Below are 22,058 nucleotides of genomic sequence, written 5' to 3'. Positions count from 1 at the left end.
TCACTTATCAGCTATTAGATAGAAATATGTGCTTATTATAACGATAAAAATGACGTGTGCCGAACTGCTTAAAAGTTATGATATGTTCTATAGTCAAAATATTCTAAAAACGCGATGGTATCGCTGATATCTATTTTTCGTCACCTCTGTCTGCGCAGGTACGGCAAGCAAGAAAAATTGATATCAGCAATGGGTGATGGTTCGATACTACTTTTCACTCACTATAGCGTCATTATTTTTTGGCCAAAATTTAAGGAAAAAAAGAACCCAGCGTTAACTGAGCTCTTTTATATCTATTACTGATACTGTCATTGTTCAGGCATTATTTTACTTCTGAGGTCACTTCGCTATCGATATTACCGCGTGTGGCTTTCGAGTATGGGCAAACTTTATTGGCTTTCTCGACCAGCTTTTGAAATTCATCGGCTGAAAGTTCTGTATTTTCGCCAGTAACATGAATTTTCACCGCCAGTTGAAAGTCTAGACCTTCACCTTTACGTAAATCTACCGATACTTGAGTGGTCGAGTCAAATTTTGCTTTTTCTTCGCCTTTGACTGCCGCAAGTGCGCCATCGAAGCAAGCCGCATAACCCATAGCAAATAATTGCTCTGGATTATTACCATCTTTACTTGAACCCGGTGCGACCATGTTAATCGTCAAATCACTATCTTGTAGACTAGCTTTACCAGAACGACCGCCAGTGACGGTTGCTTGAGTAGAATATAACGTGTTCATAACATATCCTTTGTTGTTGGTTTATTTATATAATTATTTAATCCAATTAGCCATCAAGCATAACAAACTGGACGCTACGCTCTATAGCTCAGTAGTAACCATATACAATGACTTTGTAAGTGAGCATTTATGTGAATAACGATAATGTGCTTCACATTCACCAATAAGCATTGCTAAACAATTAATGGCTTTAAATATATAAGTCATGGCGACATTGATGTAAACTAGTCACATGGTTTTTCACACACTATCAGCATAGCCCTATAAAAAATCCTAACCGTAAGGACGCCTTTTATGAAAGCAACAGTATTTTTGCCTATGACCCTATCCTTACTCGCGATGGCACTCGTAGGATGTGGCGGAGAAGATGATGGTGTCTACGGTTCAGGCGACAATAAAATCACGCTGACGAGCTTTGGCAATAGCTATGACAACCGAGCCAACGCGAGTGCTATTGCGCGAATTGATCAGACATACCGCACTGGCGGGCGCGAAATTAAGATAAAAAATCTGGTGAACAGTTATAATAACCAAAGTCTTAATAGCTTAGACAGAACCGTGCTGGCAGCTGATTTTGAAGGAAGGCTGGAAAATAAGGATATTGAAGTAAATGGCCGCACCGTCAAACGTCCTATTTATGAGACAAACAGCAACAAGCAATTGAACTATGAGATTACCTATAAAACCCTGAATCTCGCAGGTTTGAACGCTGGTAGTTATAGTCCGGGCACTACCATAGGCAATAGCCGTGGTATCATTACCGATTTAAATAACTATCCTGATATCCCAACCAATGTGACGTTCCCAGCGGGCTCGGTTTGTTATATTCCAGTGGTCACTAGCGAGCGCTCGTTTTTAGCCTTTAATGAAAAAAATAAAACCGGCTATAGTACGCTGGACAGATGGATTGAGGCGGCCGAAGAACGTTTTAACGACGATAGAGATTTTAGCACCTCACGCTTTGGTGTGGGTTTGGGCAATGACCAAAAAGCTGCGCAAGTGACGTTTTTTGAGTTTAGAAACCAGCCTGCTTATCAATACAATGGCGTTGAATATGATAATGATATTTATGAAGCCGACTCTGTGGTGCAAGGCAGCACTGACCCGAATACCAACAGTGTGCGCGGTGTCGTTGACTGCACGATAGTCAATGAGGTGGCAGGGGACTTCTTAGCAGCGCAAATCACACGCTATTATTAAATTCAAAAAATATTAAGCACTTTCTAGTTAAGTGTTTTCTAATTAAACACGCTCTATTTGACCAGTAGAGCGTGTTTTTTTATGCGCTAATTCTGCAACCTGACGCTAAATCCGCTACAATACGCCCATTATTTATACTATTTATTGAAATTAATGCCCAAAAGAAAGTTACTGTCTAAAAGACAGCCTTTTGGAAGTCAAGGTTGAAGCCAAAAATTATGAGCGTAGATCCAAAGAAATTAAACAAAGAAGTGGCCAAGCGCCGTACCTTTGCTATTATCTCGCATCCCGATGCGGGTAAGACCACCATGACTGAAAAGCTGCTGCTATGGGGGCAAGCGATTCAGGTGGTTGGTGAAGTTAAAGGCCGCAAAACCGACCGTCATGCGACATCGGATTGGATGAGCATGGAGCAGGAGCGTGGTATCTCTATCACTACTTCGGTTATGCAATTTCCTTATCAAGACCATATGGTCAATCTACTAGACACCCCGGGTCACGCCGACTTTAGTGAAGATACTTATCGTACGTTGACCGCTGTCGACAGCGCGCTGATGATGGTTGATGGCGCAAAAGGCGTCGAGGAACGTACCATCAAATTGATGGAAGTGTGTCGCATGCGTGATACTCCGATTATCTCGTTTGTGAACAAGTTGGATCGTCAGATTCGCGAGCCGCTTGAGCTGCTGAGTGAGATTGAGACGGTGCTTAAGATTAAATGTATTCCGTTGACGTGGCCCATTGGTATGGGGCAGGATTTCGTTGGCGTCTATCATTTGACCGAAAATAAGACTTACCTTTATGAAAAAGGTAATGGCGGCAAGATGACGGTCTCTGAGACCCGCGACGGCTATGATTATCCGGACATACGCGAGCGTCTTGGGAAGCTGATGTTTGATGCTTTTGAAGAGTCGCTTGAGCTGGTACAAATGGCGCTAGAAGACTTTAGCGAAGAGGCGTTTTTGGCGGGTGAGATGACGCCAGTATTGTTCGGTACAGCGTTGGGTAACTTCGGTGTCAACATGGTGCTCGATACCCTTGTGAAATATGCACCGCCACCAAAAGCCCATCCGACTACTGAGCGTCAAGTCTCTGCAACTGAGACGGACTTTACGGGTTTTGTCTTTAAGATTCAGGCCAATATGGATCCGCGTCACCGTGACCGCATTGCTTTCTTGCGCGTGTGCTCGGGTAAGTACGAAAAAGGCATGAAGATGAAGCACGTGCGTTTGGGTAAAGACGTGCGCATTGCCGATGCGCTGACCTTTCTCGCCGGAGACCGTGAAGCCTTAGAAGAAGCGTATCCGGGTGATATTATCGGTCTGCATAATCATGGGACCATTTCTATCGGTGATAGCTTTACTGAAGGCGAAGAGCTGAACTTTACCGGTATCCCACATTTTGCCCCTGAATTGTTTCGCCGCGTGGTGCTCAGAGACCCACTCAAGTCTAAAGCGCTACAAAAAGGCTTGCAGCAGCTCAGTGAAGAGGGCGCAACGCAGGTATTTATGCCGCAGATTAATAATGATTTAATCTTGGGCGCGGTGGGTGTACTACAGTTCGAAGTGGTCGCGCATCGCCTAAAAGAAGAGTACAAAGTACAGTGTACCTTTGAGCCAGTTTCAATTGCGACCGTGCGCTGGATTCACTGCGATGATGAAGTGGCCTTGGCTAAGTTTAAGAAAAAAGCCCATGACCAGTTGTCACTTGATGGTGGTGGCTATCTGACCTATCTTGCGCCATCACGAGTTAACTTGCAGCTGATGCAAGATCGTTATCCAGAAGTGACTTTCAGCAACACTCGCGAGCATTAATATCTGTTATTTAAGTATGAGTAAATGGTTGAAACCTATTTTCTGTTTTTTAAAAGACACGCTAGCCGTGTCTTTTTTATTGCCCGTCGTTTAGACCGTTATTAAACCGATTTTTCATAAACACTGACATCTCAAAAATACTGATGACTCAAAAGCACTGATACTTCAAAAATAGTAACCCCTCAAAAACACAAACAGTGTTTCAACAATACATCACAGTGGTTACGGTAGAATAATATTAACCATTATGTATTTATGGAAAAATTATGATAATAATGTCTCGATTTACGAGCGCCACACCACCTATTAATCCGCCGTTAATGCCGAGCAGTGGTAACTTGCGCCGAGTTGGTACGTTAGTGACAGGCCTGCTGTTTGGAACAATAGCAATGTCCGCTAATGCGGACAATCTCATTAGCAGTACCGATTATCTTGATTATGAGCTGCCCAAAAGTGTGCAAGAGATATGTGCCGAACGACAGCATTGTCCAGAGATTGAGGTTAGGTATCTCAAAACCAATCAGGATTGGATAAACGATATCACCAACGCCCGTATCAATCATCTTGTCGTCAATAGTAAACAGACTGAATCCGCACCTATCAATACTAAGGCGACGCCGACTATGGTTAAGGCGGCTATTGATGACTTCGCAAGCTCACAATTTATAGATATGCCAGACGACAGTTCATGGTCGTATAATCTGACAGTGAAGCCTGAATATTTGGGTCATGTGAATGATTTTGAATTGTTTGAAATAAGCTCCTATGTGTTTACGGGCGGCGCGCATGGCATGCCTTATAGTGAATATTTAATATTCGATACAAGCAGTAAAAAACAACTGCAACTGACAGACATATTACAGACGGGCAAAAAACCCCGTTTTGAGGCGTTGGCTTATGAGGCATATAAACAGTGGGTAAAAACGGTCGATAACGACTTAAGCAGCTATGAGAAAAACTGGCCATTTACCCTCAGCGATAACGTCACATTGACTGGTAAAGGCGTTGATATTCGCTACCAGCACTATTCTATTGGCCCTTATGCTTATGGTATGCCTGTCCTAAGCATCCCTTATAGTAAGCTTGGCGGTGTGATCAAGCCGCGTTTTATTCCCAAATAATCGTTTTATCCTAAGAGAATAGTTGTAATAAATTTCAGAGAATGATTGAACATTTAATAATAAATTAAGGAGTGATGTTATGACGAGCAATATAGACAACACAGCAGCGACAACCCAAGCAACAGTCGCAGATACTTGGCGTCTCAATGCCTTAACCGCGGCGCTGGGTGATCTGACTTTGACTGTCAGCGACAGCCTATCTGTGGGACGTGGCAGTGATAATGACGTGGTACTTGGCAGTAAGGAGGTATCACGCAATCACGCGGTACTGAGCGTACTGAATGGCAAGCTGTACGTGAAAGATTTGGACTCCTCTAACGGTACGTTTATTAATGAGCAACGTATTGACGGTAATAAGTCTAAGCATCTTGAAGCCAATGATACGCTTGGCTTTGCCAGTTTTGCCTTCACTGTAACGCCGGTGACTGTTGCAGTGGATGAAGCTGTAGTGGATGAAGCTGTAGAGCAGCCAGTCGTCGCTGAAGAGCCGATGGTTGAGCGCGAATCTACGGTTGATACGGATGCTGACAAACCCGAAATGGTGATTGATGCACCAGACGTAAATTCTGAGCCAGCTGCAGAGGTTAAGCCAGTTGTCAAAGAAACGATGGTTACAGACGTGTTGCCGTCAGCTAATGACTCAGATACCACTCCTGTTCAACAAGCTGATATTACTGAAAGCAAGATTGATAAGACTAATGAGGCTGATGCTCCAGTTGTTAAAGAAACGATCATCGAAGAGGTATTGGCGGCCAAAGATACCGTGGATACCACATCTGTGCAAGCGGCTCCAGTTGCCGCAGCTGCCTTAGACGAGCAGACACCGACTACTGAACAGGAAAATGTCGTGCATAAAGAGGTCGTGCCTAAAGAAACAATAACTGAGACGCCTGTTACTGAAGAGCCAGTAGCTACTGAAAATGAAAAAGCATTAGTTGAACAGCCCGCTGTCGAGCAACAGTCCTTAGACAATGCAGACCACGACAAAACCACTAAAACCGAACTACAGGAAGAAGCTGATCCAGATGTGTTGCGTGCCAAACAAGCAGCAACTGCTCAGTTTTCGGGTACGGCCAATTTAGGGCAGGCTCACGACCTTGGTACCGAAGGCAACAATGCCATGGACCAAGCTGTCGATAACCCCGCAAATGCTGGATACGTAGAGAAAAAGCCTAGTGGTGGTTGGTTCATATGGGTATTTGCCGTCATCCTTATCATTGGCCTTGCGCTATGGCTGTTCAATATGGGCGGTATATAAAAGGTGTACGACCCTAGCTTTGTTATATCGATAAGATAAATTAATGAGTTAAGGTTAGTTCCATTATTCTTAAAAATAGCGTCAGCGTTCGTTGGAGTGTTGACGCTATCTTTGTATTGTATTTTTATCATTGTTTTGAGATTGCTTCTAAGTTTAAGGCGCTTTGCCAACCCTGTGTTAAGAGAAAGCTACTATGATGACCTTTGAAGAGTATGACGCCTTTAAAAATCGTGGCTTTAGTCATGCGCCACTGGTAAAGAAACGCTTGATGGATGCGCAGACTCCAGTCTCGGTATTCTCTAAAGTACGTGACTTAAATGGCTCAGCGTATTTGTTTGAGTCCGTCGTAGGCGGCGAGCGTTGGGCGCGCTATTCGATGATTGGTCTAGGTAGTGATCTGATTTTGCAATATGTAGACGGTAATATGACGGTCAAAAAAAATGATCAGACCACCGTGGATGCAGTTGATGATCCCTTTGACTATATTCGTCAGTTGATGGCGCAGTATAAGATGCCAACTGCCGAAGATATTATTACCTTGCCGAGCTTTAGCGGTGGTCTCGTCGGTTATTTTGGTTATGATATGGTGCGAGTTATTGAACCCAGTGTGGGACTGTCTGACGCCCCCGATCCGATGTCACTGCCGGATATGTGGCTGATGCTGTCGATGAGTGTCATTGTTTTTGATAATTTAGAGAATACGTTGTCCATTATTGTTTATGCGGACTGCACCGCTGAAGACGGTTATGGTCATGCCATTCGTGAGCTAGAGCAAATTGAGGGTAAGTTGGCAGAAATGGCAGATTTAAGCGCGCCGATTATGCCAACCCCAAAGTTTGAATCACAAACAGGGATGGAGAAATACTGTCGCGACGTTAAGAACATTAAAGACTATATCTCAGCAGGAGAGGTGATGCAGGTGGTGCCTGCCCAGCGTTTGACCGCTGACTATACTGGCGACTCGCTTGCTGTCTATCGCGCCTTACGGTTTTTAAACCCATCGCCTTATTTATTCTTGGTTCATGGTTACACGCTTGATGATCATAAGCGTTTCGACATTATCGGTGCTTCTCCAGAAACCTTATCACGTATCGAAAATGGCAGAGTCACCGTGCGTCCACTGGCGGGCACCCGTAAACGTGGTCAAAACGCAGCGGAAGATTTGGTGCTTGAGCAGGAGCTGCTGAGTGACGAAAAAGAGATTGCTAAGCATTTAATGCTGATTGAGTCGGGTCGCAACGACATTGGCCGTGTTTGTGAATGTGATAGTGTCAATGTCACCGAAAAGATGTTTATCGAGCGCTATTCGCAAGTCATGCATATTGCCTCTAACGTTGAGGGCGATATATTGCCTGATAAAGATGCGCTTGATGTCTTTTGTGCGACTTTCCCCGCAGGCACGTTAACAGGCGCGCCTAAGATTCGTGCGATGCAAATTATTGATGAGCTGGAGCCGTTACGCCGCACTGTATTTGGTGGCGCCATTGGGTATCTGGGTTGGCACGGTAATATGGATAGCGCCATTGCTATTCGTACCGCTGTGATGCGGCGCGGCAAAATCCATATCCAAGCCGGTGCTGGGGTAATCGCTGATTCTATTCCAGAAGCAGAGTGGGACGAGACCAATAAAAAAGCGTTGGCGCTCATTAAAGCGGTCAAAATGGCCTGTAATGGCTTGCGTATTCGCTAGATGTTTGATGGAAGTGCTTGGCAAAAGTGTCATTAAAGTTGCTAGTCCTCACCATGCAAGTTGTCGTTTTCATAAGCATGTTAATAACTATTCGAACAATCCGGATAAAAAGCGCTATTTTGTCTGATAAAAAATATCAATATAATCAGTTGCTTGACGTTTATTATTAAAATAAGTGTAAAAAAACTCAAAAAGAGCTTGCGTCTGTCTAAATATTTGATAGAATAGCCACCACTTTGAGAGAACAAGCCGACTTAGCTCAGTTGGTAGAGCAACTGACTTGTAATCAGTAGGTCGCCAGTTCGATCCCGGCAGTCGGCACCATCTCTTTCAAAGTCGCTTTTTATGAATTTGTCTTAGATTAAGTCATCTTTGTTCAAAGCAAGCTAAGGTGGGATTGGGGAGCGGTCAAACCCAACAGACTGTAAATCTGTCGCGAAAGCTTCGAAGGTTCGAATCCTTCTCCCACCACCATATTTTCTAAGTTTGTTATAGCGCCAAGCATACTCAATATATAACCACTCTTTATAAGAGTGAGCTTACAGAAGAGTAAATGCGGGTGTGGTATAATGGTAACACCTTAGCCTTCCAAGCTAATGACGCGGGTTCGATTCCCGCCACCCGCTCCATATAGTCACAATCGCAAAGACTACCAATAATTCATCACGACAGTCAGTATATTATTGCTGTATCGTGATATTTTTTTTAGTGCAACCCACTGGTTGGCTACTGTAGTTGTTAAAAGCATGCTCATATAGCTCAGCGGTAGAGCACTCCCTTGGTAAGGGAGAGGTCTCGAGTTCAATTCTCGATATGAGCTCCATTTATTATTCCAGCTTTTTGCGTTTGCTTTGCTATTTTAATACACAGCTTTATATCGATATCGAAACTATAGAATATTGAAAACGATAAAAAATCAGTATAGCAAATAAAAATTTAAGGGTGACACTGAGGTGTTGCCTTTTAGTGCTGTCAATTTCTCAATCAATTATATTGATGAAGCAATGCAGTACGAACACGCTCACATAATACAGTTTAATATTCGAGAGCTAAAAAAGTTAAAGATTGAAAAGCAAGTATAATGCCTACATATAAAAGTATGGCGTTTATATTGCACTAAAGCAGTTAAGAGTAAGACAATAAAGCAGTTTTTAGTAGATAAACCATAGCGTCAACGGTTTGATGGTTTTGTATGTATCATGAGCCGTCAAACAGCTATTTACCGATCTTTGATTATAAAGATTCACCAAAAAAAGAGGAAATACCCATGGCAAAGGCCAAGTTTGAACGCAGCAAGCCACACGTCAACGTCGGTACCATCGGACACGTTGACCACGGTAAAACCACACTAACCGCCGCTATCGCAACCGTAGCAGCAATCACCTCAGGTGGCGAAGCCAAAGACTACGCGTCTATTGACTCAGCCCCAGAAGAAAAAGCACGTGGCATCACCATCAACACCTCACACGTAGAATATGACACCCCATCACGTCACTACGCCCACGTCGATTGCCCAGGTCACGCCGATTATGTTAAAAACATGATCACCGGTGCAGCCCAAATGGACGGCGCAATCCTAGTCGTATCAGCCACTGACGGCCCTATGCCACAAACCCGTGAGCACATCCTGCTATCACGTCAGGTTGGCGTACCATACATTGTCGTATTCATGAACAAGTGCGACGTTGTTGACGACGAAGAACTGCTTGAACTCGTAGAAATGGAAGTTCGTGAATTACTAAGCGACTATGACTTCCCAGGTGATGACACCCCAATCATCCATGGTTCTGCTACTGAAGCCCTAAAAGGCTCACAAGAAAAATACGGCCAACCAGCCGTCGTAGAACTACTAAACGTACTAGACACCTACATCCCAGAGCCAGAGCGTGACATCGACAAAGCATTCCTAATGCCAATCGAAGACGTATTCTCAATCTCAGGTCGTGGTACCGTTGTGACCGGCCGTGTTGAATCTGGTATCGTTAAAGTTGGTGACGAAATTGAAATCGTTGGTATCCGTGACACTCAAAAAACCACCTGTACTGGTGTAGAGATGTTCCGTAAACTGCTTGACGAAGGTCGTGCAGGCGAAAACTGTGGCGTACTACTACGTGGTACTAAGCGTGAAGACGTCCAACGTGGCCAAGTACTTGCTAAGCCAGGTTCAATCACTCCTCACACCAAGTTTGACGCTGAAGTTTATGTATTGTCAAAAGAAGAGGGTGGTCGTCACACACCATTCCTAAACGGCTATCGTCCACAGTTCTACTTCCGTACCACTGACGTAACTGGCGCAATCCAATTACAAGACGGAACAGAGATGGTTATGCCTGGTGATAACGTTGAGATGGGCGTAGAGCTTATCCACCCAATCGCTATGGACAAAGGTCTTCGCTTCGCAATTCGTGAAGGCGGCCGTACGGTAGGCGCTGGTGTTGTTGCTAACGTATTGAACTAAGCGTTAACCTACTCAGAGTCATCTGAGAAAGTTGATCAGTTCGTGAAAAGCCATTCTCTTTATTGAGGGTGGCTTTTTTTATTGACGCCTAAATACTTATCCTAAAGTAATCGACTTTAAATTTCTGGTTTCCTTCTATATATTGTAGTATGAAAGTTAATAACTTTATATTGTCTAACTTATTAGTTAAGGAGTAATGAATGAGTGGTCTAAAAAAATTAAATAAAGAATGGAAAGAGTGGGTGAAAGTATGCATCCTCAAGGGCGTGCCAACAAATGAAATTGCTTCAGAATTATTTTCACGTGGATGGGATGATGCTGCTTATGAACTAATGAAAAAAAAGTGGAAGTATTAATAGACCATATATAGATTTAACTGACAATAAAATATCCCTAAGTGATAAAGAAGTTTCTATATCATATACCTGTCATAAACCGCATATTGTTGTAATTGATGATTTTTTGAGTTTAGAAGAATGCGCATCTCTAATTGAAGATTCTCATGACAAATTTAAGATCTCTAGAGTTGTAAACGATGAGGATGGTAGTCGCGTTCAGTCTACCTCGAGAATAAGTCAGAGTGTAAGTTATCGTCAAAGTTCGAATAAAGTTGTTAAAACCATTGAGGCACGTATAGCAGAGTTCTTAACTTGGCCTGCTAATCATGGTGAAGGTTTATTAGTGTTAAGATATGAAGACGGGGGAGAGTATAAACCGCATTATGACTATTTTAATCCCGATAAAGAGGGTAGTAGTAATATTATGGAAGAAAGTGGGCAGCGTGTGGGTACTTTTTTAATGTTCTTATCAGAAGTCGAGTCTGGAGGTGCTACCCGTTTTCCTAAATTAAATTTTGAGGTTCGTCCCAAAACTGGTAGAGCTATATACTTCTCTAACGTTGATCTAGCAGGTAAGGTTGACGAGTTGACCTTGCATGCTGGTATTCCTGTTACTAAGGGTGTCAAGTATCTTGCAACTATTTGGCTTCGCGAAAAACCCTATTTATAGAATAATCCTCAATGAATAATAAAAAATATTGAGGTTATGCTTTTGACTTACTCCAATATTTTCTTATTACCTAAATTCTTACAGGTAGTTAAAAAATCACTCTTTTAATAGAGGGTGACTTTTTTATTGGGATAAGATTCTAGAGTAAGGTTTATTTATATATAGAATCATATAACAAGTTATAAATCCTAAGCTATGCTGGCTGTAAGTCAGGCACAGCAAAGCTAAATAAAGAGAAAAAGGATGATTATTATAGAAGCACTGCCCACGGAATTAGCCAAACGCACCACAATAATCCAAGCCGTTGCCAATATCGAAACTATTATTCAACCGCAAGATGCTTGGGGTTATCAGACAATAATAGAATTACTTGAGCAAGATAGTATTGATTTATTGGTCGTTTATCAAAGCGATAAAGTCGTTGGTTACTGTCTCTATCAAGTTATCTTTGAGCAAGCAGAGATCCTGCGCATCGGCACGCATCCTGATTACCAACGCCAAGGTATCGCCTCGCAACTTTTTGCAAAATTGAATACTGAGTTGATGAACAATAAGGTGGAACATTTACTGTTAGAGGTACGCGCAGATAATGTAGCGGCTATTACTTTATATGAGCAGCAAGGGTTGGCAGTGATTCATCGGCGGAAAGGCTATTACCAGATTCCTCATCACCCAGCCATTGACGCCTTGATTATGCAGCGTGTGTATCTTTAATAGTCATTAGCAGCACACATACTATTGGATTAATAAGTATTATAAATGAGAACACGCCCTAGATTACTCGGGTATTGTCTTTTTGCACACTTCAATATCGAGCTCATAGTCACTATCTGCTTTCATTCGCTCAAGCACTTCAATACGTTCGCTTAACAGCTCTATCATGACATTGATATTGGCTTGTTGTTTTTTGACTTGTGCCAGTTTTTGCTGTGTGAGCGTCAGTTGTAAATCGATATCTAGCTGCCCATCATAATAGTCATTAAGACTGTCTCTGATTTCAGTAAGGGTAAAGCCAATGGCTTGTGCGCTTTTAATCAACTCAATACGCTCAATGCATTCGGGATGAAACTCAGTATATAAGCGTGAGCCGGCCTGACGTTTGCGAGACTTGAGTAGCCCTAGCTCATCATAATGACGTACGGTGTCTTTGGTTGTATTGGCTTTGATGGCCAGTTTTCCAATTAACAAAAATGATGTATCAGGAGCCATAATAACCTCGTAAGTAAGATGTTCGATTCGATTATTATCTACAATCCAGTTTGAGTCTGCACTTATAACTGTGGCTGCCAAGGCTCTGCGGTATCTAGTAACGATACGGCTAAAGGTTTATGAGAGTCTTTGTGCCATTTGACTGAACGGCTGGCTATCAGTGTGTCTAATTGGTTAAGAAATTCAGCACGTGGTAGGGTCGTTGCCCCCAAGCTCATCAAATGCTCATTGGGTAGTTGGCAGTCCACAAGCGCGACATTGCTTTGCGCGCATAAGCGCATCAAGCCCCAAAACGCCAATTTAGACGCATTAGAAGCACGGTGAAACATCGATTCACCAAAATAGATGTTGCCTATTTTTAGCCCATATAAGCCGCCGATTAGTTGGCTGTTATTGTCCCAAACTTCAATACTATGCGCAAAGCCTTGCGCATGTAGCTTAGTATAAGCTGCAATCATCTCATCATGAATCCACGTGTGCTCGCCCTCAGGCAAGCCATCGCTGCGCGGCATACTACAAGAGTGAATCACTGCATCAAAGTCTTGGTTGAGAGTGAGTTGCCAACGTTCGCGGTGGGCTTGTTTGCGTAGGGATTTACTCGGTTGATAGTCAGTTGGCAGCATCACACAGCGCGGCTCAGGACACCACCAAGCGATAGGTTCGTCTTCATTAAACCAAGGAAATAAGCCCTGCGCATAAGCAGAAATCAGCGTTTCAGATGCTAGATCTCCGCCCACAGCGACCAAGCCAACCCCTTCAGGATCGACGGAAATAGGATTGGGGAAATCATAAAGCCCAAGACTTTTTAGAGTCTCAGGCTTTATATGAGCGTCAGTATCGATATGATTATCGACACTGACGCTTGGGTTAGCAGTTTTAGCAGAGTGGCTCATTTAGACTTCTTTATCAGCAGTGAGCGTTGATGCATAAGTATGATCGGTCGCCACGGTTTCGCCTAGCGAGTCTAGATATTTTTCTGCATCGAGGGCTGCCATACAGCCAGTGCCCGCAGAAGTAATCGCTTGACGGTAGACATGATCTGCCACATCACCAGCGGCAAAAACCCCTTCAACACTGGTCTGTGTCGCATTACCATTGAGGCCACTGTTGACCACAATATAGCCGTCTTTCATATCCATCTGGCCTTTGAATAGCTCGGTATTTGGCTTGTGTCCAATAGCAATGAATACCCCAAACACGTCTAGTTGCTTGGTGCTGCCATCGATAGTAGACTCCAAAACCACGCCATTGACGCCCATATCGTCGCCTACCACTTCTTTGACGCTATGGTTCCACTCGATTTTGATATTACCGTTTTTGGCTTTTTCAAACAATTTGTCTTGTAATATTTTCTCAGAACGTAGACCATCACGGCGATGCACCAGCGTGACTTCAGCTGCGATATTTGATAAGTATAAGGCTTCTTCAACGGCGGTATTACCACCACCAATAACCGCTACTTTTTGGTCTTTATAAAAGAAACCATCGCAAGTTGCGCAAGCTGATACGCCCAAACCTTTGAATTTTTCTTCTGATGCCAAGCCCAAGTATTGCGCTGAGGCACCGGTTGAGATAATCAAGGCATCACAAGTGTAGTTGCCGTTATTGCCCGTTAATTTAAAGGGACGCTCTGTTAAATCGACATCATTGATATGGTCATAGACCAATTCTGTACCGAAGCGCTCAGCGTGCGCTTTCATACGATCCATCAATGCAGGACCTGTTAAGTCATGCGCATCGCCCGGCCAGTTGTCGACTTCGGTGGTGGTGGTGAGCTGTCCGCCCACTTCTAAACCAGTGACCATAACAGGTTTTAGGTTGGCACGCGCTGCATAAACAGCAGCAGAGTAACCAGCAGGGCCTGAGCCTAGAATAATGAGTTTTTCGTGGCGTGGAGTAGGGTTGTCAGTTGCCATGTTTTTTCCTTGCTAAATATAAGAATGAAAAGAGCTAATAATCAATATGATAAGAAATAATCACCAAAAATATGCGTTAGTATAGTTTTTTTAATTGCTGTGTGATAATAACATAAGGGCAGACGGCAAAAAGTGCAAGTTTGCTAAAACAAACATGGGTATCATTAGAATTAAAGCATCTATAGGAATGCTTAACATGCGCAAACACAGCCTAAGAACGGCTGGGTATTTTAAAGCGTTTAGGTAAGAAGTTTAAGCGTTTTCTGTGAGTCATATCGGTTAAATGTGGCAGATTTTTGCCCAAATTGTCTATTAAGAGGTTTTCTTGCACGCTTTCTTTATAACACTGTCGCCACCGTCCCTATCTATTTGTTATTATAGGAGGTTATGCCCAGTGTCATGACGCTTGTCCGCGTCAATTATTCGATGGACAAACGATAGCAAATGACAAATAAGGGCAAGTGATAAAGCACATGTTTTATCTTATCAATGAGGCTAAACTCCTTTTTACACAAGGTTTAGCCTGATGCGCTTCATCATAAACACTGCACTAGGTAAATGCATATCAGCACTTTATATTGGTGCGTTATATCAGAATTTTATGTCAGCATGGTTAGGCTTAGTCATGCATTGGCGACCAATTAGTATTAATAACAAGGCAGATCTTACGTGATATCAGCACCGCTTATTGAGTATTTGAAAAAAGGAATATTTACCCTCCTTGGGTTGATACTGGCAGTTTATCTGTTTGTTATTTTACTGACCTATACCGGTAATGATCCAAGCTGGTCGCATATCAGTAGTGATATGACGACCATCAATAATATGGGTGGTGAGACAGGTGCTTGGTTATCTGACCTGCTTTATAGCTTTTTTGGCTTTGGCGCATGGTGGTTGCTGGCGTTTGTGGTCTATGAATCTATTCTTATTTGGTGGGACAATAAGCCGACGTTTTGGTTGCTGCGCTTGGTTGCTTATGTGTTTTTAATCCTAAGTGCGAGTGCTTTATTCGCGCAACTGGTCGCTTTAGTGCAGCAAGTAGCCGATCCGGTCGCCACAGGCCTCAAAGGGGTAGCGGGTGGTATTATCGGGCTTGAGCTGCAAGCACGTTTGGCTCAATTATTATCGCAGTGGGGGAGTGTGATTTTTTTAACGGTGTTCGTGATTATCACCGCGACCTTTGCCTTTAATATTCATTGGCTGGTGATATATCAAAAAATCATGACCCTATCATGGCTTGGTTCTGGTGTAAGAAAGCAAGATAACGAGCGTGATAGTGTGCAGGCAACTAAAGAACGTCATCAACAGCGTGATGATGACAGTCGAACTGACGAAGAAGCCGCGCAAGCGGTAGCAGAATATGAGCAGCTGCCCCTTGAGCTGCAAGCTACTGAGGACACTGCGCATAAGCAACAAGCAGATAATAGTGGTCGTTTCAGTCATGTACTGACTGATTTTTTAGCGACTTCTGGGTTAGGTGCTAGCGTCAAGGCTTCTATGGCAGCAGCGACGCCAGTATCCGCGAGGAATGATAGTCAGAGCGAGCATTTATCAAGCGCCGCCGTCACGCCTAGCAGCACCAGCGTAAATGCCTCTAGCACCTTTAGCGAGAACAAGGTATCTACTACCTCAAACCCTGTCACGACGCCTACCCGTAAAGTGGAGCCGAGCTTTGCTTGGAATGATGCCAATACCGTTGATGACCTATTGGCCAGCGACTTTGCTATTCACGATCAAAGTATTCAAGACAGTAATCAGTATTCTGACGCTGCTGCACCTACTTATATGAATCATACTGAGTCACCAACTGAGACCTCAGTAGCCACAGACGCGGTAACAGAAACGGCAATGCTAGAGACACCAACAGCAAGCTCTACTGTTAATTACCAACCAAACAACAGCGTCGAGCAGGCAGTTGTAGGGGCAGCAAGCAAGCAAATCGCGCCTCATCTTATGGATGAGCCTCAAGCTGCAACGTCAGATGACAGTCATACAACGCATGAAACGCATGAAACAGTTGATACATTGGCAGAGTCTTGGTTAGCAGAGCATGCGCCTGTTTCACCACCTTCTCAAGAAACAGAAGAAGATACTAATAAACCTGAACAGCCAGCACTAAAGCCAGCAGTAGAGAGTACTTATGACGCCTCTGCTGGGTCATCAGACAAGTTAGCAGACAAGTTATCAAATGAAGAGCAATGGAAAAGCCCATTGTCAATACAAAGTCCTGCTCCAGAAGAGGATGATGTAAGTATCGTCGCACCAGTCGCTGATATGACCCCGACCAATACGCCACCGGCTAATCCTAAACTGCCGCCTACAGTAGAAACTACCGTCACAGCGCCAGCTATTGAACCGATAGTTGCGTCTAAACCAACGGTAAGCTTTGCCGTGCCAGAGGGTGATAGCGGTAACCATATTGCTGATATGATGCCAGAAGATGACAGTCGAGCTGACGACACTGACCTGCCTGTGATGCCTCATATTAGTGATGATGCCGCCTTTAGCCAAAAATCTCGTTCGATGCAAACGGCTGCCTATCGCAGTAGTCTGACGCCTATCCCTGAGATCTCTATTTTAGATAAACCAGATCCTGATCGTAAGCCCAGTTATACTATTGCTGAGCTTGAGCAATTGTCTGAGTTATTAGAGATCAAATTGCAAGAGTTCAACGTCAAGGCTGCTGTGGTCAATGCTATTCCGGGTCCCGTTGTCACGCGCTTTGAAGTGGAGCTTGCCGCTGGCGTAAAGGCCAGTAAGGTCACCGGTATTTCACGCGATTTGGCGCGTTCGCTATCAATGGCATCTTTGCGTGTGGTCGAAGTCATACCGGGCAAGCCCTATATCGGTATCGAAGTGCCCAATAAAAAGCGCGAGATGGTGCGTTTGATTGAGCTATTAAATACCGAAAAGTTCAACGACCCGAAAGCCCAAATCAGTATGGCGATGGGTAAGGATATCGGTGGTAATGCCATCATTACTGACCTTGCCCGCGCGCCGCATATGTTGGTTGCGGGCACCACAGGCTCTGGTAAATCGGTATTGGTCAACTCAATGCTACTGTCGATGCTACTCAAATATACGCCAAATGAGCTGCGTCTGATTTTGATTGATCCAAAGCAATTAGAGCTTGCCAACTATAACGACATTCCGCATCTGCTAACGCCAGTCGTCACCGATATGACTGAAGCCGCTAGTGCCTTGTCATGGTGTGTGGCAGAGATGGAGCGCCGTTATCAGCTAATGAGCTTATTAAAGGTGCGTAAGCTTAACGAGTTCAATAAAAAGGTCATTGCTGCTGAGAAATCAGGCAATCCTATGCTTGACCCTTTATGGCGACCCAATGATAGTGTCAGCATCAGCCAAGCACCGAAGCTAAAAACTTTGCCGATGATTGTCATTGTCGCGGATGAGTTTGCCGATATGATTATGCAAGTCGGTAAACAAGCTGAAGAACTGATCACGCGCTTGGCGCAAAAATCACGCGCGGCAGGGATTCATTTGATGCTTGCCACCCAGCGTCCATCGGTCGATGTCATTACTGGTTTGATTAAAGCCAATATCCCCGTTCGTGCAGCGTTACGAGTGAACTCAAAAGTGGATTCGCGAACGATTCTAGACAGTGGCGGTGCCGAAGACATGCTTGGTAACGGCGATATGCTATTTTTAGGACCTGGTCAAATTGAGCCGGACCGTGTGCATGGTGCGTATGTCAGCGATGAAGAGGTCAACCGTGTTTGTGATGCGTGGCGTGAACGCGGTGCGCCGGATTATATTGATAATATGGCAGGCAACTTTGAACTGTCTAGTCCTAGTGGCGGTGGTAGTACGGCGAATGCCTCTGGTGAGGACGATGACCTTTATAACGATGCTGTGGCGTTTATTATGGAGACGCGAAAAGTCTCTGCCTCTAGTATTCAGCGCAAGTTTAGCATCGGTTATAACCGTGCTGCTCGTATCGTTGACTCAATGGAAGAGGCTGGCTTGGTCAGTTCGATGGGTAAAAGTGGTAAGCGTGAGCTATTAATGTAGATAAATATTGAGCTTAAAAGTAGTTATCGTTGGTTATCTATATTAGAATAAATATAAAGAGTAATAATTGCATCTGCTCAATATATAGGGAAGTTTTATGAAAAAGATAGTATTTACTATTATCGTTGCAACTTTAGGTATTTCCAACATTACGCTTGCTGATACGTTTCAAAAGCATATGTACTGTTCTAAGCCTAGTAAACCCTATAACTTTACATCTGAGGCTCAGTACAATCGATTTGTGGATGATGTTAATAAGTATCAAAGTTGTATTAACGACTTTGTTGAGGAACAGAACCGTGGAATTAAAAACCATCAAAAATCAATAAATAATGCGATTGAAGAATGGAATAGGTTTGTTCAGTTTGAACTAAAATAAAGCTTTCAAAAACAGAAAAGTCAAACATAACTGTTTGGCTTTTTTTATGAGTAGACATTACTAAGAAAACAACACTATATTAGTTTAACTTAACTCAATACTTATAAACCAAGGAAGGTCAGTTATGTTTAAAGAATATACCCAATATGATGCCATAGCATTGGCGGCATTGGTCAATGCAGGTGAAGTCAGCGCTAAAGAGGTGTTAGATGCTGCCGTCTATCAAGCCAATACACTCAATCCAAAATTAAACGCTATTATCCATCGTTTTGATGAGCGTGCTTATGATGCCGCGCAAGCAGAATTGCCAGCAGGTGCATTTAATGGTGTGCCGTACTTACTCAAAGACCTATCATTTTATTTTGCTGACGAACCCATCACGATGGGCAGTCGTAGCGTGAATGTCGTGCCAGAAAACGACAGCGAAATCGTTAAACGTATGAAAGCGACGGGTGTCAATACCTTTGGTAAGACCAATACGCCAGAGTTTGGTTTAATCATCACCACTGAACCCAAAGCGCACGGTGCCACCCACAATCCATTCAAAAAGGGCTATAGCTCTGGTGGCTCATCGGGTGGTAGCGCGGCGGCGGTGGCGAGCGGTATCGTACCGATGGCAGGTGCTGGCGATGGTGGCGGCTCAATACGTTTTCCGGCAGCATGGTGCGGAGCGTTTGGATTCAAACCCAGTCGTGGACGTAACCCCATAGGCCCCTCATTCGGGGAAGGTTGGGAAGGGGCAGTTGCCGATCATGTGATTACTCGTAGCGTACGTGACAGTGCCGCTATGCTCGACGCTACCAGTGGCGCTGAGATTGGCGCGCCTTATGTGATTGCGCCACCTGATGGGACATTTTTACAAGCAGCGATGCGCGCCCCTCGGCAATTAACGATAGCTTTGCACCAGCAGCCACTAGTCGCCAATACCGTAGTAGACAAAGAAGTTTTGAACGTTCTGGAGCAGACGGCAAAGCAATTAGAAGCTATGGGACATCGAGTGGTACCTGCCGAGCCAAATATTAATATCGAGCAATTTTGGCATGATTTTTTAGTGGTGGTTTGCACCCATACCGCCTTTACCATTGATAATATTGAACGCACATTTGGCTCGGAACATATAAAGAATCTAGAGCCGCAAACCTATAACATGGCGATGTTGGGACGCTCGCTCTCTGCCGTTGACTTGGCGCATGCTAAGCAGGGCTGGCATGACAGTCAATATCAAACGGGTCTATTACTCGACATCTACGATATGATTCTGTGTCCGACCGTACCGACGCCTGCGGTTAAGCATGGCGTGCTACCACCAAGTCGTATGGATGAGATGCTCATGCGCAGCGCAGGCTTACTCAACAAAGGCATCGATATGGGTAAATATGCCTTTAGCTCAGGGATGATTGAAAAACTTAGTCAGCCTGTACTGGGCAAAATGGCCTTTACTTTGCTGGGCAACGTCACTGGACTGCCTGCCATGTCGTTGCCAGTAGGTATGAGCAAAAAGGGTTTGCCGATTGGGGTGCAGTTGATTGGGCGTATGAATGATGAGACGACGCTATTTAGTATTGCTGGCGAAATGGAGCGCGCTGGGTTGTTTACCAAAGCTGCTTTTGAAAAGTAATTGTATTTTTGCTATCGCTATGGCTTGAAAGTTGCTTAATCAAAGCGAAAGATATCCATTCCTAAGCTGTGGTGCGCCATACTTTGATGCACCACCGAGACGCGTTGACCAGCTCCTAGGGCAAAAAATAGTGGTAATAGATGCTCATCGCTCGGATGTATGCTTCGATAATTAGGATATTGCTGCCAGTCTAATGCTGCTGGGATGTCTGTTTTGAGCTGCTGGAGTAACCATAGCTTAAAGTCTTGTGCCGTCTCATCTATGCTATCAGCTTGCCAGCGTAGGGCTTGCAGATTATGAGTGATATTGCCTGAACCAATGACGAGGATTTGCTCACGACGCAGCTGCGCCAGTTGCGCGCCTAGCTGATAACAGGCAACACTGTCATAGTGCCGTGGCAATGATATCTGGACGACAGGCACATCGGCCAGCGGATAGAGGTGTATAAGCGGTGCCCAAACGCCATGATCGCAGACGCGCATCGGATTGACGCTACAGGCGATACCACGTGCCGTTAACTGCTGCGCTAACGATTCAGCGAGCGCTGGGTGACCAGCAGCAGGGTATTGTAGCTCGTATAGCTCAGGCGCAAAGCCCGAAAAGTCATGCCATGTCTTTGGTCTTGGGTTACTACTGATTTCCAACTTTGCCGACTGCCAATGCGCCGACATAATGACGACGGCACGTGGCTTAGGTAAGTTTTGCCCGATACGAGCCAAGGCGCTGGTTGTGGCCGATTGTTCAATCGCCAGCGTTGGGGCACCATGCGAGATAAATACTGCTGGTAGCTTGGCTAAATTGGGCGCAGTTAACTGCCCAGCCTGGACCTCTGCCAAAGCTGCTGTGGTGGTAATAGGCTTATGCAGCTCTTGGTGATGTGACTCACGTTGCTGATGCGCATAAGGGGCGTTCGATGTCGCTCGTTTTGGGTATTTCATGTTCCGTTTATTAGGGCGCGCGCCCATTTTTCAATCGCTTTGATGAGGTATCTTTTTTAAGCAAACCGTTATCCATTAATATAGCATTCATGCTATTTTTGATGGCTATAATTTTCAGTAGCTAAGATTTTTGATATTAAAGCTTTCAATTGCTTAAGTTTTCAATTGTTAAGGTTTTTAGTTGCCACGATGATAAGGGTGGTTGTGATTGATGCTCATCGCCCGATATAGTTGCTCCATCAACATCACCCGTACTAATGGGTGCGGCAAGGTCAGCGCGGATAACGACCATTTCACATCAGCTTTTGCCAATACGTCCGGCGATACGCCATCAGCGCCACCTATGACTAGGGCGATATCATCGCCTTGCTGCATGGCACCGGCCAATTTATCGGCCAATCCTTCTGTCGAGAGCATCTTTCCTTTGACATCCAATACCCATAACTGCTCACGTCCCGCTGCATTATGAGCGGCTAATATCGCCTGACCTTCTTGCTCGCGGTACTGGGCGAGATTGGCATTCGAAGGGTTTTTGGCACGTTTGGCGGCGGCAAGCTCAACAATTTCTGTGCTGAGCATTGGCTGGATACGTTTAAAATATTCATCAAAACCCGTCTGCACCCAGCTCGGCATCTTGTTACCAACCGTCAAAATTCTTACTTTCATAATACATACCATGTC

Annotated in this window: 18 protein-coding genes and 4 tRNA genes; 16 read left to right on the top strand and 6 right to left on the bottom strand. The window is 44.4% G+C overall.

All coding sequences use genetic code 11. The features are described from left to right. Positions 1–322: 322 nt before the first annotated feature. Positions 323–736, bottom strand: coding sequence for an organic hydroperoxide resistance protein (locus tag AAEY79_RS00245; protein ID WP_101210606.1), 414 nt, complete (start codon positions 734–736; stop codon positions 323–325). 294 nt (positions 737–1,030) lie between these two features. Between AAEY79_RS00245 and AAEY79_RS00240 the strand changes: the two genes are divergently transcribed. The 13 genes from AAEY79_RS00240 to rimI all read left to right on the top strand — a co-directional run bounded on the left by AAEY79_RS00240 (position 1,031) and on the right by rimI (position 11,999). Beyond that, complete coding sequence (locus AAEY79_RS00240; RefSeq protein WP_101210605.1) at positions 1,031–1,936, top strand: hypothetical protein; 906 nt, start codon at positions 1,031–1,033, stop codon at positions 1,934–1,936. Between the two features lie 218 nt (positions 1,937–2,154). Further along, complete coding sequence (locus tag AAEY79_RS00235; RefSeq protein ID WP_025650955.1) at positions 2,155–3,750, top strand: peptide chain release factor 3; 1,596 nt, start codon at positions 2,155–2,157, stop codon at positions 3,748–3,750. A 275-nt stretch (positions 3,751–4,025) separates the two neighbouring features. Next, a complete protein-coding gene (locus tag AAEY79_RS00230; RefSeq protein ID WP_227523162.1) occupies positions 4,026–4,871 on the top strand; it encodes an RsiV family protein in 846 nt (281 codons plus the stop codon). Positions 4,872–4,950: 79 nt separating this feature from the next. Next, on the top strand, positions 4,951–6,129 hold the full coding sequence (locus tag AAEY79_RS00225; protein ID WP_352286733.1) for an FHA domain-containing protein: 1,179 nt from the start codon (positions 4,951–4,953) through the stop codon (positions 6,127–6,129). 193 nt (positions 6,130–6,322) lie between these two features. Next, on the top strand, positions 6,323–7,819 hold the full coding sequence (locus tag AAEY79_RS00220) for a chorismate-binding protein (RefSeq protein WP_352286730.1): 1,497 nt from the start codon (positions 6,323–6,325) through the stop codon (positions 7,817–7,819). A gap of 248 nt (positions 7,820–8,067) precedes the next feature. Continuing rightward, positions 8,068–8,143: transfer RNA gene (locus tag AAEY79_RS00215), tRNA-Thr, on the top strand. A 66-nt stretch (positions 8,144–8,209) separates the two neighbouring features. Further along, positions 8,210–8,293: transfer RNA gene (locus tag AAEY79_RS00210), tRNA-Tyr, on the top strand. Between the two features lie 81 nt (positions 8,294–8,374). After that, positions 8,375–8,448: transfer RNA gene (locus AAEY79_RS00205), tRNA-Gly, on the top strand. Positions 8,449–8,567: 119 nt separating this feature from the next. Next, positions 8,568–8,642, top strand: a tRNA-Thr gene (locus AAEY79_RS00200). Between the two features lie 444 nt (positions 8,643–9,086). After that, positions 9,087–10,277 carry an elongation factor Tu gene (gene tuf / locus AAEY79_RS00195; protein ID WP_025652105.1) on the top strand — a complete coding sequence of 397 codons (1,191 nt, stop codon included), beginning with the start codon at positions 9,087–9,089 and terminating at the stop codon, positions 10,275–10,277. A gap of 200 nt (positions 10,278–10,477) precedes the next feature. Continuing rightward, the gene (locus AAEY79_RS00190; protein WP_352286726.1) at positions 10,478–10,633 is read left to right on the top strand and encodes a hypothetical protein; all 156 of its coding nucleotides are present in this window, start codon (positions 10,478–10,480) and stop codon (positions 10,631–10,633) included. Between the two features lie 106 nt (positions 10,634–10,739). After that, positions 10,740–11,285 (top strand): 2OG-Fe(II) oxygenase, encoded by a 546-nt coding sequence (locus AAEY79_RS00185; protein WP_352286723.1) that lies wholly within the window; start codon positions 10,740–10,742, stop codon positions 11,283–11,285. Positions 11,286–11,528: 243 nt separating this feature from the next. After that, on the top strand, positions 11,529–11,999 hold the full coding sequence (gene rimI, locus AAEY79_RS00180) for a ribosomal protein S18-alanine N-acetyltransferase (protein ID WP_201565937.1): 471 nt from the start codon (positions 11,529–11,531) through the stop codon (positions 11,997–11,999). Positions 12,000–12,062: 63 nt separating this feature from the next. On the opposite strand, the gene AAEY79_RS00175 is transcribed toward rimI, so the two are convergent. The 3 genes from AAEY79_RS00175 to trxB form a co-directional block, all read right to left on the bottom strand. After that, positions 12,063–12,494, bottom strand: a complete 432-nt coding sequence (locus AAEY79_RS00175) for a MerR family transcriptional regulator (RefSeq protein WP_025652108.1) — start codon at positions 12,492–12,494, stop codon at positions 12,063–12,065. A gap of 62 nt (positions 12,495–12,556) precedes the next feature. Further along, on the bottom strand, positions 12,557–13,387 hold the full coding sequence (gene aat, locus AAEY79_RS00170) for a leucyl/phenylalanyl-tRNA--protein transferase (protein ID WP_025652109.1): 831 nt from the start codon (positions 13,385–13,387) through the stop codon (positions 12,557–12,559). Then, positions 13,388–14,410 carry a thioredoxin-disulfide reductase gene (gene trxB, locus AAEY79_RS00165; protein WP_101210916.1) on the bottom strand — a complete coding sequence of 341 codons (1,023 nt, stop codon included), beginning with the start codon at positions 14,408–14,410 and terminating at the stop codon, positions 13,388–13,390. It lies immediately after the preceding gene. Positions 14,411–15,079: 669 nt separating this feature from the next. Between trxB and AAEY79_RS00160 the strand changes: the two genes are divergently transcribed. The 3 genes from AAEY79_RS00160 (at position 15,080) to AAEY79_RS00150 (ending at position 20,439) form a co-directional block, all read left to right on the top strand. Further along, positions 15,080–18,442, top strand: a complete 3,363-nt coding sequence (locus tag AAEY79_RS00160) for a DNA translocase FtsK (protein WP_201565944.1) — start codon at positions 15,080–15,082, stop codon at positions 18,440–18,442. A gap of 97 nt (positions 18,443–18,539) precedes the next feature. Further along, complete coding sequence (locus tag AAEY79_RS00155) at positions 18,540–18,821, top strand: hypothetical protein (RefSeq protein ID WP_201580932.1); 282 nt, start codon at positions 18,540–18,542, stop codon at positions 18,819–18,821. Between the two features lie 124 nt (positions 18,822–18,945). Beyond that, positions 18,946–20,439: an amidase gene (locus tag AAEY79_RS00150; RefSeq protein WP_201633281.1), complete on the top strand. Its 1,494-nt coding sequence runs from the start codon at positions 18,946–18,948 to the stop codon at positions 20,437–20,439. A gap of 35 nt (positions 20,440–20,474) precedes the next feature. Here the strand turns inward: AAEY79_RS00150 and AAEY79_RS00145 are convergent, their stop codons facing one another. Further along, the gene (locus AAEY79_RS00145; protein WP_025652117.1) at positions 20,475–21,377 is read right to left on the bottom strand and encodes a class III extradiol ring-cleavage dioxygenase; all 903 of its coding nucleotides are present in this window, start codon (positions 21,375–21,377) and stop codon (positions 20,475–20,477) included. A 177-nt stretch (positions 21,378–21,554) separates the two neighbouring features. Continuing rightward, the gene (rlmH, locus tag AAEY79_RS00140) at positions 21,555–22,043 is read right to left on the bottom strand and encodes a 23S rRNA (pseudouridine(1915)-N(3))-methyltransferase RlmH (protein ID WP_201575579.1); all 489 of its coding nucleotides are present in this window, start codon (positions 22,041–22,043) and stop codon (positions 21,555–21,557) included. Positions 22,044–22,058: the final 15 nt, after the last annotated feature.

Origin of the sequence: Psychrobacter sp. GW64-MNA-CIBAN-0177 (genome assembly GCF_040309585.1) — a bacterium.
Lineage (GTDB): Bacteria > Pseudomonadota > Gammaproteobacteria > Pseudomonadales > Moraxellaceae > Psychrobacter > Psychrobacter okhotskensis.
The sequence above is the reverse complement of the archived record's forward strand: the minus strand, read 5'-3'. Positions and strand labels throughout refer to the sequence as shown.

Bases quoted from the DNA above. Each gene is read 5' to 3' on its own strand.
- AAEY79_RS00235 (WP_025650955.1), top strand. From the start codon at position 2,155: ATGAGCGTAGATCCAAAGAAATTAAACAAAGAAGTGGCCAAGCGCCGT.
- AAEY79_RS00240 (WP_101210605.1), top strand. From the start codon at position 1,031: ATGAAAGCAACAGTATTTTTGCCTATGACCCTATCCTTACTCGCGATG.
- AAEY79_RS00155 (WP_201580932.1), top strand. From the start codon at position 18,540: ATGAAAAAGATAGTATTTACTATTATCGTTGCAACTTTAGGTATTTCC.
- AAEY79_RS00145 (WP_025652117.1), bottom strand. From the start codon at position 21,377: ATGAAATACCCAAAACGAGCGACATCGAACGCCCCTTATGCGCATCAG.
- AAEY79_RS00175 (WP_025652108.1), bottom strand. From the start codon at position 12,494: ATGGCTCCTGATACATCATTTTTGTTAATTGGAAAACTGGCCATCAAA.
- aat (WP_025652109.1), bottom strand. From the start codon at position 13,387: ATGAGCCACTCTGCTAAAACTGCTAACCCAAGCGTCAGTGTCGATAAT.
- AAEY79_RS00150 (WP_201633281.1), top strand. From the start codon at position 18,946: ATGTTTAAAGAATATACCCAATATGATGCCATAGCATTGGCGGCATTG.
- AAEY79_RS00220 (WP_352286730.1), top strand. From the start codon at position 6,323: ATGATGACCTTTGAAGAGTATGACGCCTTTAAAAATCGTGGCTTTAGT.
- tuf (WP_025652105.1), top strand. From the start codon at position 9,087: ATGGCAAAGGCCAAGTTTGAACGCAGCAAGCCACACGTCAACGTCGGT.
- AAEY79_RS00245 (WP_101210606.1), bottom strand. From the start codon at position 736: ATGAACACGTTATATTCTACTCAAGCAACCGTCACTGGCGGTCGTTCT.
- AAEY79_RS00225 (WP_352286733.1), top strand. From the start codon at position 4,951: ATGACGAGCAATATAGACAACACAGCAGCGACAACCCAAGCAACAGTC.
- rlmH (WP_201575579.1), bottom strand. From the start codon at position 22,043: ATGAAAGTAAGAATTTTGACGGTTGGTAACAAGATGCCGAGCTGGGTG.
- rimI (WP_201565937.1), top strand. From the start codon at position 11,529: ATGATTATTATAGAAGCACTGCCCACGGAATTAGCCAAACGCACCACA.
- trxB (WP_101210916.1), bottom strand. From the start codon at position 14,410: ATGGCAACTGACAACCCTACTCCACGCCACGAAAAACTCATTATTCTA.
- AAEY79_RS00190 (WP_352286726.1), top strand. From the start codon at position 10,478: ATGAGTGGTCTAAAAAAATTAAATAAAGAATGGAAAGAGTGGGTGAAA.
- AAEY79_RS00230 (WP_227523162.1), top strand. From the start codon at position 4,026: ATGTCTCGATTTACGAGCGCCACACCACCTATTAATCCGCCGTTAATG.